The organism is Nocardioides sp. (assembly GCF_050699375.1).
Taxonomy (GTDB): domain Bacteria; phylum Actinomycetota; class Actinomycetes; order Propionibacteriales; family Nocardioidaceae; genus Nocardioides.
On the sequence record NZ_JBOHDN010000164.1, the window covers coordinates 1 to 13,695 of the forward strand.

The following is a 13,695-nucleotide window of genomic DNA, read 5'->3' on the forward strand; positions in this document are numbered from 1 at the left end:
TCCGGTCCGCTCAACCAGAGCCGCTTCATGCGGTAACGGTGACGGTACGCCGCCTTAGCTCAGTCGGCAGAGCGTCTCACTCGTAATGAGAAGGTCGTCGGTTCGATTCCGACAGGCGGCTCCGACAAACCCTCGTTTGACCAGCCAGAACATGGCAGGAACGGCGAGGGTTTCTCGTTTCGTCGTCAGCCCTGTGCCAGGAACCCGGCGAGAGCCTCGTCGACAGCCTCGGCGTGGGTCAGACTGAGGAAGTGGGCGCCGCCGGGGACGACGACGAGCTCCGCGTGCGGCAGACGGTCGGCGAGATCGGATGCCTTCTCGAGCGGATAGGCGGCGTCGGCGTCCCCGTGGAGGACCAAGGTGGGGGCCTGGATCTCGTTGAGCCGGTCGCTGATGCCGTCTCGGTCGACCAGGGTGTTGAGGATGCGGGTGAGGTGATCGCCGTCGATGCTGCGCCACCTCGTCGTCCATTCCTCCGACTCGAACTCGCCAAGACAGATCGCGGCGGTGGTGTCGAGGAGCGCTTCGATGGGGCCGAGCTCTCGCCACGCTGCGGCGAGCTCCCGGTAGGAGTCGGCGACCTGCGGATCTTCTGCCTGGCCGGAGGAGCCCATCACGACGAGTGCTTTGACGCGCTCCGGTGCGGTGAGGGCGATGCGAAGGGCGACGAAACCGCCTTGGCTGGTGCCGGCGACGATCGCCTGGTCGATGGCGAGGTGGTCGAGCACTGCGATGACGTCGTCGGCAACGTCCCAGTAGGTGAAGTCCGATTCGGCCGGAGTCTCGCCGTGCCCGCGTTCGTCGATCGTGATGCAGCGGTGGGAGGCGCCGAAAGCCTGCAGCTGGGGCGCGAACATCGAGCGGTCCATCAGGAAGCTGTGGAGCAGAACCAGGGCCGGGCCGTCGCCGCCGTGGTCGTCGAAGGAGACGGTCTGTCCGCTGTCTGTGGTGAGGGTGCTCATCGAGTTCTCGATTCGAGTCAGGGTGAGGGACATGGTCGCGATGGCCGGCCCCGCGGCCGGTCAGTCACGGAACGGCTCTGAGAGCGGCGGCTCGCCCATCGGCGTACCGCCGTAGATCACGGAGCCGTCGGCTCGCTGGTAGGTCAGCCACGGCACCGTCTCCGAGAAGCCCACGCCCGGCTTGCTGTAGTCGCACACGCCGTCCGGGAAGGTTGCCTGGAGCCGCGTCCACTGGGCTTCGCTGAGTCCGAAGGCGCCGTAGTCGTCGGTGCGACGCAGCGGCTTGAGGTGGCACTTGGCGTTGTCGGAGTAGTTGTTGTCGCCGGCCACGATCCGAGGTGTCGCGAAATCGGTCTTGACCAGGTCGCTGACCGGGCCGAGCCCGCAGACCAGGTCCGAGACCGGGTCGACGACGAGGTTGAGCGCGGGGTCCAGGACCGGGTTGAGGGCAGGGTTCAGGCCGTCGAGCGCGCCACCGGTCAGATCGTCCACGAGCGGGTCGGCGACCGGCAGGAACAGGCCGTCCTCGCTGGAGACGCCCTGGGTCTGGGTGCACCGGTCGTGCAGGTCGCCGGGGCGGTCCTGGACGATCTTGTCCGCCAACGCCACGGAGCGCTTGTCGGCCTCGACCGAGGCCAGCCACCGGTCCATCGCGAGCAGCGCCTCCTTGGAGTAGCTCGGGTCGCCGATCAGCGGTGTCACGCCGTACCAGATCACCTGGTTGTCCGCGTGCCCCTGCTCCCGGGTCAGCCGGTCGCGCATCGCCCACGACCATCGCGCGTCGTGTGCGATGCCCGGGTCAGGCCCGCGGTGGTCGATGATCGCCACCTCGGACAGGTTGCTGGCGGTGTTGACCATGCCGCTGCGATAGGTGTTCGCGAGCGCGGTCGGGTCGGCGGTCGAGCGCTCCGGCCGCGGCTGCACGTCGATGTCGAGGCCACCGATCTTCTCGTTGACGTCGACGAACTGCTCCGGCGTGATCGCGCCGGACCGGAGCGCCTCGAGGCCGTACTGCACGCCGGTGTTGTCCAGCGGTGAGCCCGCGAAGCCGCGCCCGATCTGCTTCTCCTGGGGCGTCCACACGCTCTCCGGGCGCGGGCCGAAGACGTTGATCGCGCCGTCGATGATCGAGCAGCGTACGCCGCCGGGGTTGGTCCGCGGGTCGTACCGCTCCTGGTCGCTGACCCCCGCGCACGGGTGCGTCGGCATGACCGCCTGCTTGAAGAGACCCTCGTCGGCGGTGACCGCGTTGAGCGGCAGCAGGTGGCCTTCGACCGCCGCCCACTGCAGCGGGTTCCAGAACTTGCCGTCGGTGAGGCGCTCCGAGCTCTCGAAGTACTTGCGGAGCAGGTGGTAGTCGGAGAACTGCAGACCCGGCGAGAGCGAGTCGGGGTAGGAGCAGGTCACGACCAGGCCCTGGTAGATCCCCGGGTAGGCGTTCGCGATCGTCTGCTGCGCGATCGAGCCGCCCGAGCAGCCGCTGCCGATCGTGTAGCGCAGGTCCCCGTACGTCTCGACGAGGTGCTCCTTGGCCATCATCACCGACTCGGCCGCGCTCGTCACGTTGCAGTTGTGGCCGGTGTTGGCGAGCGCGGTCGAGAGCATCGCGAAGCCGCGCCCGAGCGCGACCGTCGGGCTGTCGCCGAGCGCGTCCGCGACGACCGGGATGCCGAGGTCGAAGGTGCCGGCATAGTCCTTGGTCGGCGCCGTGCCCACCTCGTGGTCGACCCCGCAGCTGCCGCCGTGCGGGATGAACAGCTTGCTGTTCCACTGCTCCTGCGGACGCCAGCGCTGCCACGTCTCGCCGGGTTGCCAGAGCACGGCGATCCGATACTGGTCGCGGTTCTGATAGCCGGTCTCGACACGTACGACGAACGGGACGGTCACGCCTTCGTCGGTGGTCGTCGAGGCGACGTCGCGCGGCGGGTTGGCGGGGTCGTAGGGCTGCAGTCCGTCGAGCAGCGCGTTCGTGGACTTGTAGAGCCAGCTGATCTCCGGCTCCTGGTTGCACTGCTCGTCCTCGGCGCCCGGCTGGCAGCGCCACGGCTGCAGCTGTGGTCCGGAGAAGACCGGCCCGCCGCGCGGGTGGTTGGTGATCGTCAGCCAGGCGCCGCGGCCGTCGGGCAGGCGTGCGGTCAGCTCGTTGGTCCCGACCCGCAGGTCGCGTACGACGCCCTCGATCTCTCCGTTGGGCCGTTTCGCGAACGCTGAGGTGACGTCGCGATCACCTGTGCTGCTTGACGTATGGCGGGTGTCGTCGAGCCAGATCCGGAGGTCGTCGACGTCGGCGCCCTTCGGCAGGGTGACGCGCACCAGGGCGTTGCCGTCGAAGACCAGGTCGGCTCGGTTGGAGAGCGTCTCCAGCACGATGCTCTCGCTGTCGGCGGTGGCCGCCGGCGCCGGTGCCGCGCCGGGCAGCAACGTCGCGGCGACGGCGCAGACTGCCGCGATCCCGAGAGCCGCGGCTCTGGGCCGGCGGAGGCGAGCTAGGGCGCGGATCGTCATGACGTGCCTTTCGCGAGGGCTGCGGACGTCCCCGTGTGACGCTCGCCATACAGGAGAATGCATGCTCGCTCCGGGCCGGTCAAGGACCTCGGCCGGGCGTCTAACGCGTGGCCGTCTCCGCCAGGAGGTCCGCCGCGGGAGCCGGGTGGACGAGCCAGCCGAGGTGGCTGGAGGTGAGGGTGTGGACGGCGTACGGGTTCTCGGGGGTGAGGGCGTCGCCCTCGCGGATGAGCCGGTCCTGCATGGCGGGCGGCAGGCTGACGTCCTCGCTGAGACGGATGAACGCGCGGGGCACAGTGCCCCAGGTCGCGGCCTGGGCGCGGTCGTCGGGGCCGCCGGCGTCGAGGTTCTCGTCGGGCTGGAAGGTGTTGAGGAACGTACGGAACTCGTCCTCGGTGCCGTCGGCCATGAAGGCATGCTTGAGGCCGGCGAGGACCTCGGGCGAGGCGGTGCGGAAGTTGCAGCGCAGCAGGCCGACGTCGGCGGGGTTCGCGGCGGCCGCGCCGATCAGCGCGGAGGCGTCGAAGGAGGCCATCTCCGGCTCGGAGTTGTAGGCAACGGCGTCAAGGGACACCGGAGCCCAGGCCGAGACATAGACCATCTTGTCGATCAGGTCCGGGCGGGCGTTGGCCGTCGCGGTCAGGGTGATCCCGCCGCGGCTGTGCGCGACGACGATCACCGGACCGTGCTCCTTGGCCCGCGTCAGCACCGAGACCAGGTGAGCCACGTTGTCGGCGAGGGTGACGCCCTTGATCCCGCCCGGAGCCGAAGCGAGCGCACCCAGGTCCTGCGGTGCCTGGTAGGCCGCCGGGAACGTCGCCTCGAAGCCATGACCCGGGAGGTCGACCGCCAGCGATCGGAACCCCCGCAGCGCGAGCTCGGCCTGCAGCGGCGCGAACGAGAACGAGTTGGCGAAGGCGCCGTGGACGAGGACGTACGTCGGTTCCGGGGAAGGCATGTCGAGACCCTATCGCCGGCCCGACGGACGCGGCACCAGAATTTCGACGGCCACGTCAGGCGTACTGGAAGAGGGCCCTGACCAGCAGAAACCTGCCGGTCAGGGCCCTTCGGGGCGCCAGCGTCAGCCGGCGACCGCCTCGCCGCGGGCGACCATGCCGGCCTCGTCGGAGAGCTTGACCTCCTTGAGGAACAGCGCGAGCGCGAGGCCGAGCAGGACCAGCGGCACGAGATACCAGAACGCGGGGGCGAGTGCCTGGGTGAAGGCGTCGACGACCCAGCTGTGGATCGGCTCGGGAAGCTTGTCGACAGCGGCCGGGGTGAGGCTCCCGCCAGAGAACCCGGCACCGTCGTCGGGCGACATCCCCGAGGCGGCCATCTTCGCGGACAGGCCCTCGAAGTTGTCGGTCAGCCGCGTGGTGAACACGGTCGTGAACAGCGCGGTGCCGACGGTCGCACCGATCTCCCGGAAGAAGTTGTTCGCCGAGGTCGCGGTGCCGAGCTCGTGCGGGTCGACGGCGTTCTGGACCGCCAGGACGATGGTCTGCATGACCAGGCCCATGCCGGCGCCGAGCACGAAGATCATCAGGCCGAAGACCACCATCGACATGTCGCCGGTGATCGTGGTCATCCAGGCGATCCCGGCCGCGGTGACGAGCAGGCCGACGATCGGGAAGATCTTGTAGCGGCCCGTCTTCGAGATCATGATTCCCGAGCCGATCGCGGTCAGCATCATCCCGGCCATCATCGGCAGCATCATCAGCCCCGAGCCGGTGATCGAGGCACCGGTGGACATCTGCAGGAAGGTCGGCAGCATCGCCATCGCCGAGAACATGCCCATGCCGAGCACCAGGCCGATCAGCGTGGTCACGGTGAACGTGGGGTTCTTGAAGAGGCGCAGCGGGATCAGCGGCTCGGGCGCGACGCTCTCGGTGACGATGAAGGCTGCCACCGAGGCCAGCGTGGCGACGAGCAGCGCGAGCAGCTGCGGCGAGGACCAGTCGTAGCCGTTGTCACCGAGCGACTCCCACGAGGTCAGCAGCACGATGCCGCAGGTGGAGAGCACCATGAACATGATCCCCAGCCAGTCGACCGGACGCCCGGAGCGGTGCGAGGGCAGCTTCAGGGCGTACCAGGCCACGACGAACGCGATGATGCCGACCGGCACGTTGATCCAGAAGGTCCAGCGCCAGCCGGGACCGTCGGTGAGCCAGCCGCCGAGGAGCGGTCCGATGACCGCGGAGATGCCGAAGAGGGCGCCCATCGGGCCCATGTACTTGCCGCGCTCGGAGGCAGGCACGATGTCGGCGATGATCGCCTGGGACAGGATCATCAGACCGCCACCGCCGAGCCCCTGGAGGCCGCGAGCGGCGACCAGCTCTGGGAACGTCTGCGCCATCCCGCCGAAGAGCGAGCCGAGAGTGAACAGGGTGACCGCGACCAGGAACGGCCAGCGCCGGCCCCACAGGTCACCGAACTTTCCATACAGGGGCATCACGATCGCGATCGCCATGATGTAGGACGTGATCACCCACCCCTGCTGCTCGACCCCGTCGAGCTCCCCGACGATCGTCGGCATCGCCGTGGACACGATCGTCTGGTCGAGGGAGGAGAGGAACATCGAGGCCATCAGGGCCCCGAAGATCAACCAGACCGTGCGCGGCGTCAGCACGACCAACGGCTTCTCGGGCGCATCGGGCGCGACCGTGTGACTCATGGGTTTTCGGACCTTCCAGACAGTGGTGACGAGAGTGAAGCGGTGGTGAGGACACACGGGTTTCCGGGTGTCACGAGAGTTCCGGGTGGCGGCTGGGGCTAGTCGCTGAGCAGCAACCGGAGCTGGGAGACTGCCTCGGGCAGATGCGCCGCCGCGTCTCCCTCATAACCGGACCGGGCCCACGCCAGCGCGCTCGCCCGCAGGAGCAGTCCGAAGACCATCCCGATCGTGTCGTCGTCGACCGGTGAGGGCCGGGCCTTGCGCCGCTCGGCGAGCAGCTCCTCGAGCTCGCCGACGACGCGTTGGTGCCAGGCGATGTGCCGTTGCACGAGCCGGGGCTCGGAGGTCATCAGCCGCATCGCCCGCTCGCCCTGCTCGATGTTGGGTGCGGCATCCCTGAGGAAGGCCGCCACCAGCGTCTCCAGGTCGCTCATCAGCTTCCCGGACGGCCCGCCGGCGGTGAATCGCTCGCGGACCTCGACATCCAGGTCGATCTCCTGGATGCCCAGCACCGCGTCGTCCTTGGAGTCGAAGTAGTTGAAGAACGTACGCGTCGACAACCCGGCCTCTGTGCTGATCTCCTCCACGGTGACCTCGTCGAGACCACGCTCACCGACCAGTCGCTGAGCAGCCTCGATAAGGGCCAGCCGACGCTCCCGCTTCTGACGCTCTCGGGCGTTGACGGGTGGCGTGGACATGGGATTATTCTTGCACTGCATGCAAGTTGCAGGCAATGCAATTTGCGTCACACGTGACCGTTGTCCCCGGAGCACAGAATGAGCCGGTGAACTTGTGGCCGTTGGTCAACGAGCCGGTGCGCGCGGGGCCGGAGCATAGAGCCATGTCTTCCAGCAGCTACTCACGTCCCGACAGCGTCGTCGTGGTCGGTGCCGGCATGGTCGGTCTGTCCACCGCATGGTTCCTCCAGGAGGCCGGCGTCGACGTCACGGTCCTCGACCGCGACGACGTCGCCGCGGGCTCCAGCTGGGGAAATGCCGGATGGCTGACGCCCAGCATCGCGGTCCCGCTCCCGGAGCCGTCGGTGCTCGCCTACGGATTCCGGGCCGTGCTCAGCCCCTCTTCGCCGGTGTACGTCCCGCCGACCGCCAGCCCGCGTCTCCTGCGCTTCCTCGCGCAGTTCGGGCGCAACTGCACCCACCCCCGCTGGCAGCGCGCGATGGCGGCGCTGATCCCGCTCAACAACGGGGCGCTCGCGGCCTTCGACGACCTGGAGCGGGGCGGCGTGACGGCGCGGACCAAGCCGGCCGAGCCGTTCACCGCGGCCTTCCGGACGGTGGAGGACAGCAAGGCGCTGCTCGAGGAGTTCGAGCACATCCGCGCCTGCGGACAGGATGTCGGGTTCGACGTCGTCGACGGCGAGACCGCTCGCGGCGATGAGCCGGCCCTCGCCGAGGGCATCGCCACGGCGATCCGGATCCGCGGCCAGCGATTCATCGACCCCGCTGCGTACGTCGACTCCGTCGCCGCCTCTGTTCGTGCCCGCGGCGGGCGGATCCTCGCCGGCCGGGACGCGGAGGACATCGTCTCCTCGGGCTCGGGCGTCATCGTCGCCGGTGAGCGCTACGACGCAGCCGTACTGAGCACCGGTGCGCGCCTGAACCGGCTCGCGCGCGGATTCGGGGTCCGCCGCATCGTGCAGGCCGGACGGGGCTACTCGTTCACGGTCAAGGTCGACGACCAGCCGCGGGGCCCGGTCTACTTCCCGACGCAGCGCGTGGCGTGCACGCCGGTCGGGGACAGGCTGCGGATCGCCGGGATGATGGAGTTCCGCGACGTCGACGCGCCGATGGATCACCGGCGGATCCAGGCGCTGGTGTCGGAGGCCGGGACGCTCCTGAAGGGTGTTCACCTCGATCAGCGCGAGGACGAGTGGGTCGGCGCCAGGCCGTGTACGTCCGACGGGCTCCCGCTCGTCGGGGCGACGCGCGACCCCCGGGTCTTCGTCTCCGGCGGGCACGGCATGTGGGGGATCACGTTGGGTCCCGTCACCGGCAGGTTGCTCGCCGAGCAGATCGTCACCGGCGTACGTCCCGACGAGCTGGGCGCGGTCGACCCGCTGCGGTGAGCGCCCGTCACCTTCCCGCTGCGTCCGCGCGGGCCCGCGCCAGCTCGAGCCGCACGGCAAGCCGTTCGGCAGGGTCGTCGAGGTCGATCGGACAGGTCTCGGCCAGTCGAGCCAACCGGTAGCGCACGGTGTTCGGGTGCACCCCCAGAGCCCGTGCCGCCCGGCCGACCTCTCCCCAGTGGTCGACGACAGCCTCGATCGTCGCCAGCAGCGTCGCGTCGGCGCCCGGGGCGGTGAGCTCGGCGATCGGGGAGACCAGTGGCATCCGTGCCATGCCTGCCAGGGCACGGCCGAGCACCAGCTCGGGCCAGCACTCCTCGACCGAGGCGACTGCGCTGCGCCGGCCATCGAGCTCGACCGTCGACAGCTCTGCCGCCTCGGCCCGGGACCGGGTCAGGTCGACGATCGTCTCCACCGACGACCCCAGGCGCAGCCCGACCGAGGGGCTGCGTACGGACTCCGCACGAACCAGGTCGGCGAGCCAGCCCTCCCCTCCTGGGCCCGACGATTCGGAGAGGACCGCATAGAGGAGCCCGTCGAGATCAACCACGACCGGCTGGCGCCACCCATGGCGCCGCGCCAGGATGACCCACAGCTCGGCGCGCGCCTCCATGCCCAGTCCCTCCGGACCCAGTAGTGCGGCCACCCGCCACGGCCCTGGACCGAGCCAGCTTGGCCGGTCAGAGGTGTCTCCGCGCAGGGCGGTCCGGACCTGATCGAGCTGCATCTGACGGTGCAGCTCGGTCTGGGCCCGCAGGCGCAGCAGGTAGAGGGCGATCACCTCGACGGCCGCCCGCAGCTCACTCGTCCGTGCGAGTCGGGGCGGAGCGTCCACCACGGCCCAGATCGACCCGAGCCATTCACCGCCGGCGCGCACCGGGATGACGTAGCGAGGCCGGGTGCCGGGGTTTGCCGCCGGGACGAAGAGGGGGTCGTCGGAGCGGGCCAGGTGCCGGAAGACGCCGACCGATCGGAAGTGGTTGCGAACCTCCCGCGGCACCCGGCGAGCCACGATGGTCGACATCCTCGCCTGGTCGACGTCCTCCTGGCCGGTGGAGTAGGCGAGCACCCGCGAGGTGGCGTCCTCGACGGTGACCGGCGCCCCGACCAGTGCGCTGACCTTGTCGGCCATGTCGAACAGGCCGGAGTAGAGGCTGTCGGCCGGTTCCTGGCCCCGACCGGCGTGTGCGGCCTCGAGGGCCTTCCTCAGCATCGCCATCACGGGCGACCACGGCGACTGGTCCGGGATCGCCAGCAGAGGCAGCCCCCGGCCCGCGCAGCGTTCACGCACCTCGTCCAGGTCGGCCCACGTACGCCGGAGCACGAGCGCCGCGGCGTCGTGGACCTTGTCGATGACCTCGACGGCGTCTTCCGAGGAACGTACGCCCACGGCGAGGACCACATCGCCTCGCTCCACCTGGATCGGTCCGCTGGCCTCGACGAGCTCCACGCCGAGCACGGGGCGACTTTCCCCGGCCTGGGACAGCTCCGCGAAAGCAGGCGCTACCGCCTGCGCCAGGTCTGATGCGGTGATCATTCACTCACTGTGCCATGTGGTCGACGCGGGTGGCCCGGGCCGGCCCGCTCGGGTTCACGCCCCCGCGGCGGCCCGGTGGAGCGTACGGATCTCCTCGACGAGCTCGGGAACGGGTCCCACGACCTCGACCGCGGGGGCGACCTCCTGGATCGAGAGCGGCCGGACGGGAGACTCGCCCGCGCCCCAACCGGCTCGCCACCGGGTCAGCTGTGCGGAGGAGGCGATGTAGACCACCCGTCCGACACCGGACCAGCCCTGCCCGGCAGCGCACATCGGGCAGTGCTCGCCGGAGGTGTAGATCGTCGCGCCCGCCCGCGCCTCCGGCTCGAGGTTGAGCGCCGCCCAGCGGGCGAGGGCGATCTCCGGGTGGGCGGTCGGGTCACCGGTGGAGTGCTCGCGGTTGCGGTCCTCCTGGAGCGCGTTGCCGGCGCTGTCGGCCAGGACTGACCCGAACGGTCCGTCGCCGTCGGCGAGCGCCTCGGCAGCGAGCTCCAGGCAGCGGCGCAGGTGAGCCATGTCGGTGGAGGTGAGATCGGTGCTGGGCTGGTCGGTGGTCACCGTCCCAGTCTGGGGCCGGCGGTTGCGTACGTCGCGTTATTTCGCAGCGGTCAGCCGGCCTTGATCGAGGCACAGGCGATCCGGTCACCGGCGTCGCCGGTCTTGGTCGTGTCCTCGTCCGGCCCCTTGGGTGCGTACCTCTCCGGGACGTTGGCGTAGTTGTCACGATCGGCGTGGATCATGAACGCACTGCCGTCCTCGTCCTGGAGCTCCTCGAGGGTGAACGGGCCGGTGAACTCCAAGGTCGCGCTGCCGTCCTCCTTGACGAGCAGGGCCGGGAGGTCACCGAGGTGGTCACCGTGCTCGCTCTCGTCGGGGTTGAGGTGGCCGCCCGCGGAGAGGAAGTCCCCGGTCTTCGACGGATCGTCGGGTGCCGCGCTGTCTGCCTCGCACTCGCCGGTCGTGTGCACGTGGAAGCCGTGGTAGCCGGCCTCCAGTCCGCTCACCTCCACGCTGACCTGGACGGCGCCGTCGTCCTCGTCGACCTCGACCGTGCCGACCCGCTTCCCGTCCGGACCGGCGAACTTCGAGGTCACCTCGTCGCGGTCAGCGGCGCCGGAGTCCGACTCCGCTCCGCAGGCGGTCAGAACCAGCACGCCACAGGCGGCCAGGGCAGCGGTCGTTGCAAGACGGGACATGGGATACCTCCACGAGAACGGGATCCGGTCGCTCCCACCGTACAACCGGCTACAGCCCGAGCTCGGTGAGCCTTCGGGAGATCCGCGAGTCGGTGGAGATGACCGGGGACCCATCAGCGACCCACGCCTCACCGTCGAAATAGCGGGTCACGATGTGCTCACTGATCCGGGTGACCATCGCCTGCATGGTCAGCGTCGGGTTGGGGCCGCCCACCGAGTTGGGCAGCGCGGAGTTGTCAGCGACGAAGAGCCGCTTCACCGCCCGGGTCTCACCACTGTGATCGACCACCGAGTTGTCCTCGGACTCGCCCATCCGCATCGTCGAGTGCACGTGCAGCGGCAGCGCCGGCCAGTCCATCCGGTAGACCTTCTTCGCGCCGGCGCCCTTCAGCAGGCGAGCGGCCTCGCGGGCGAGGAACTCACGGTTGCGGCGGCTGCGGGAGGTCCGGTGCCGGTTGTCGAACCGGACCTTCGGGATCGGGCCGTTCTCGTCGGCGGGCAGGGCCGAGAGGGTGACCCGGTTGACCGGGGAGACGTCGTCGTCGACGATGCTGACGACGTTGAGGATGTTGTCGAGGCCGTGTGAGAGCACGTCCTTCAGCTCCGGCCCGACCAGCCGGCCGGTCGTGCCGTCCCAGGGACCCGTCATTCCGCGTCCGTTGGCGTACTGGTTCCGGATCCCGCTGTCGGAGAAGGTCATCGTGAACGCCTCGATGCCCGGCATCAGACCGACGTTCATGTTCATCCCGTAGCCCGGATAGTCCGTACGCGCCGCGGACGCCGGACCCTTCGAGCTGCCGACGTTCTCGTCGAAGAGGCCGAAAGTCCAGTCCAGGTAGTGGTCGGTGAACCCGCGCCCGACCCAGTCGTTGGGGTTGGGCAGGTCGCTGTTGAACCACAGCCGCGGGTTCTCCACCGCTCCGCCGGACATCACGACGACCTTCGCGTCCTCGGTGTGCACCATGCCGGTCGGGTTGTCCAGCCAGGTCACGCCGGTCGCGGTCAGCTCACCCTTGACCTGTTCGGTACGGATCTTGGTGACCGTCGCGTCCGTGACCAGCCCGACGGCCTTGCCGCCGGACGCCCAGGACTCGGCGGTGAGCGCCATCGGCATGTAGCTGTTGTCCGTCGAGCGCTTCGCGACCAGGTTGCGCGGCGCCTTGTCGGGCGACGCGCACCCCTGGAAGCAGTGTCCGCAGAAGGTGCAGCCGGTCGCCTGCGGAAACTTCAGCAGGTTGGCGTCGTTCGTCCTGCCGGCGGTGCCGCCCGGCTGGAGGATCGCGTTCTCCTGAGGCCGGTAGGAGGCCTCGAGCGTCGTCTTCGTCTTCTGAACCGGAAGGCCGAGGGTCTCGCAGCCCTGTAGGTAGACCGACTCCTTGGTGCCGACGGCCGCCGTCTGCACGGGCAGGGTGGTCTCCACCCACTCGAAGTAGGGCACCAGGTCGTCGTAGGAGAACGGGAAACGGTGGTCGACGTCGTACAGGGCGGCGTCGGGGCCGCCATATCCGGCGAAGACCCCGGGGTAGGCCCGAGGGCTGTTGCCGAAGTAGTGCTGCGTCGTGCCGCCGACGCCGGAGACCTGCCACAGGAAGGAGTTCTGCGGCAGCTCGCGGTAGGCAGCGGGCCGGTCGCGGTCCTCGGGTCCGACCCGGAGGTAGCCGGTCAGCGGGTTGTTGGCGTCGTTCTCGAGCCGGCTCCACTGCTCGCGCGGCTTGGCGTGCCGTGGCCCGCCCTCGATCACGAGTACGTCGAGCCCCTGGGCGGCGAGCTCCTTGGCGGCGACCGCGCCTCCGCCGCCGGCACCGATGATGATCACGTCGCGCATCAGCGGGCGCTCACTTTCTGTCGTCCCTGGTAGTAGCCCTTGAACTCGTTCCAGCCGTCCATGCTCCCCGGGTCGTACTTCGCCAGGTCCCACCCGAGGGGCGGCTTGGAGACCGTCAGGTTGGCGGCGTCGAACGTCGACCACTCGGAGTAGGCGCCGAACGCCGAGAACTCCAGCAGGGCACCGGCGATGAACTGCAGGATGCCCGACACCGTGCCCTTCAGCGGCTCGGGCAGCTCGCGGTCGATCGAGCCGACGAGCTGCGGATCGGCCTGTTCCAAGAGCTCGAAGACCTCAGCCTTCTTCGCGAAGGACAGCCGGGAGAACGGAGAGAGGTGTGGCCCGGCCGCCGACCCGGGATCGACCCGTACGGCCTGGGCGTTGAGCAGGAGAGCGATCACCGCGGACAGCGGGAGCGCTGCGTCGTTGCGGAGCAGCAGCTTGACCACGTCGTCGAGATCGGCGAGCAACGTGTTGGTCAGCACCGGGATCTCGGGCGGCACCACGATCGGTACGTCGGCGAGCCCGTTGGCGAGCGCCCGGCCGACGGCGGTGGCGACCTGGTCAGACATCGGTACGTAGTTGTCGAGAGACTCGATCAGGAAGTCCGGAGTCCTCGCCTCCATCGCGCCCGGCTCCTCGTGCGGCGTTCCCTGGGTCCTGGAGTAGGCGTCGGGACCGGGCACCACGAAGACCGCGAGGCCGTTGAGCGTGTCCCGGGCGATGGCTGCCAACAGCTTGGCGACCTGATCGACCAGTGGATCGGCCGGCGACCCGCTGGTGACGGCCCTCGCGACGCCGGGCACCGCGGTGCCGGCCGCGGCCAGGGCCCCCAGCACCCCGACACGGGTCAGGAAGAAGCGACGATCGATGTGTGGTGTCTCCATGACACATACCTCCGAGCTCGATA

General features: G+C 69.6%; 11 protein-coding genes and 1 tRNA gene. 2 read left to right on the forward strand and 10 right to left on the reverse strand.

Annotated features, from left to right (window positions below; translation table 11 throughout):
- Nucleotides 1-48: 48 nt before the first annotated feature.
- Nucleotides 49-121 (forward strand) — tRNA-Thr (locus ACRDPS_RS12595).
- A 64-nt stretch (nt 122-185) separates the two neighbouring features.
- Here the strand turns inward: ACRDPS_RS12595 and ACRDPS_RS12600 are convergent.
- The 5 genes from ACRDPS_RS12600 to ACRDPS_RS12620 all read right to left on the reverse strand — a co-directional run bounded on the left by ACRDPS_RS12600 (nt 186) and on the right by ACRDPS_RS12620 (nt 6,839).
- Complete coding sequence (locus ACRDPS_RS12600) at nt 186-962, reverse strand: alpha/beta fold hydrolase (RefSeq protein WP_431501983.1); 777 nt, start codon at nt 960-962, stop codon at nt 186-188.
- Nucleotides 963-1,022: 60 nt separating this feature from the next.
- A complete protein-coding gene (locus tag ACRDPS_RS12605) occupies nt 1,023-3,467 on the reverse strand; it encodes a DUF6351 family protein (protein WP_431501984.1) in 2,445 nt (814 codons plus the stop codon).
- A gap of 100 nt (nt 3,468-3,567) precedes the next feature.
- Nucleotides 3,568-4,425 (reverse strand): alpha/beta hydrolase, encoded by an 858-nt coding sequence (locus ACRDPS_RS12610; protein WP_431501985.1) that lies wholly within the window; start codon nt 4,423-4,425, stop codon nt 3,568-3,570.
- A gap of 123 nt (nt 4,426-4,548) precedes the next feature.
- Nucleotides 4,549-6,141, reverse strand: a complete 1,593-nt coding sequence (locus ACRDPS_RS12615) for an MDR family MFS transporter (RefSeq protein ID WP_431501986.1) — start codon at nt 6,139-6,141, stop codon at nt 4,549-4,551.
- A 98-nt stretch (nt 6,142-6,239) separates the two neighbouring features.
- Complete coding sequence (locus tag ACRDPS_RS12620; protein WP_431501987.1) at nt 6,240-6,839, reverse strand: TetR/AcrR family transcriptional regulator; 600 nt, start codon at nt 6,837-6,839, stop codon at nt 6,240-6,242.
- A gap of 143 nt (nt 6,840-6,982) precedes the next feature.
- On the opposite strand from ACRDPS_RS12620, the gene ACRDPS_RS12625 reads away from it, so the two are divergent.
- Nucleotides 6,983-8,227 (forward strand): NAD(P)/FAD-dependent oxidoreductase, encoded by a 1,245-nt coding sequence (locus ACRDPS_RS12625; protein ID WP_431501988.1) that lies wholly within the window; start codon nt 6,983-6,985, stop codon nt 8,225-8,227.
- Nucleotides 8,228-8,234: 7 nt separating this feature from the next.
- On the opposite strand, the gene ACRDPS_RS12630 is transcribed toward ACRDPS_RS12625, so the two are convergent.
- From ACRDPS_RS12630 to ACRDPS_RS12650, 5 genes are read right to left on the reverse strand one after another with little or no spacing between them, the layout of a single operon-like run.
- Entirely contained in the window at nt 8,235-9,764 is a 1,530-nt protein-coding gene (locus tag ACRDPS_RS12630; RefSeq protein WP_431501989.1) for a PucR family transcriptional regulator, read from the reverse strand.
- Nucleotides 9,765-9,818: 54 nt separating this feature from the next.
- Nucleotides 9,819-10,322: a nucleoside deaminase gene (locus ACRDPS_RS12635; protein WP_431501990.1), complete on the reverse strand. Its 504-nt coding sequence runs from the start codon at nt 10,320-10,322 to the stop codon at nt 9,819-9,821.
- A 50-nt stretch (nt 10,323-10,372) separates the two neighbouring features.
- On the reverse strand, nt 10,373-10,960 hold the full coding sequence (locus tag ACRDPS_RS12640; protein ID WP_431501991.1) for a superoxide dismutase family protein: 588 nt from the start codon (nt 10,958-10,960) through the stop codon (nt 10,373-10,375).
- Nucleotides 10,961-11,009: 49 nt separating this feature from the next.
- Nucleotides 11,010-12,785: a GMC family oxidoreductase N-terminal domain-containing protein gene (locus tag ACRDPS_RS12645; protein ID WP_431501992.1), complete on the reverse strand. Its 1,776-nt coding sequence runs from the start codon at nt 12,783-12,785 to the stop codon at nt 11,010-11,012.
- The gene (locus ACRDPS_RS12650) at nt 12,785-13,672 is read right to left on the reverse strand and encodes a hypothetical protein (RefSeq protein ID WP_431501993.1); all 888 of its coding nucleotides are present in this window, start codon (nt 13,670-13,672) and stop codon (nt 12,785-12,787) included. Before ACRDPS_RS12650 ends, ACRDPS_RS12645 begins: the two co-directional genes overlap by 1 nt.
- Nucleotides 13,673-13,695: the final 23 nt, after the last annotated feature.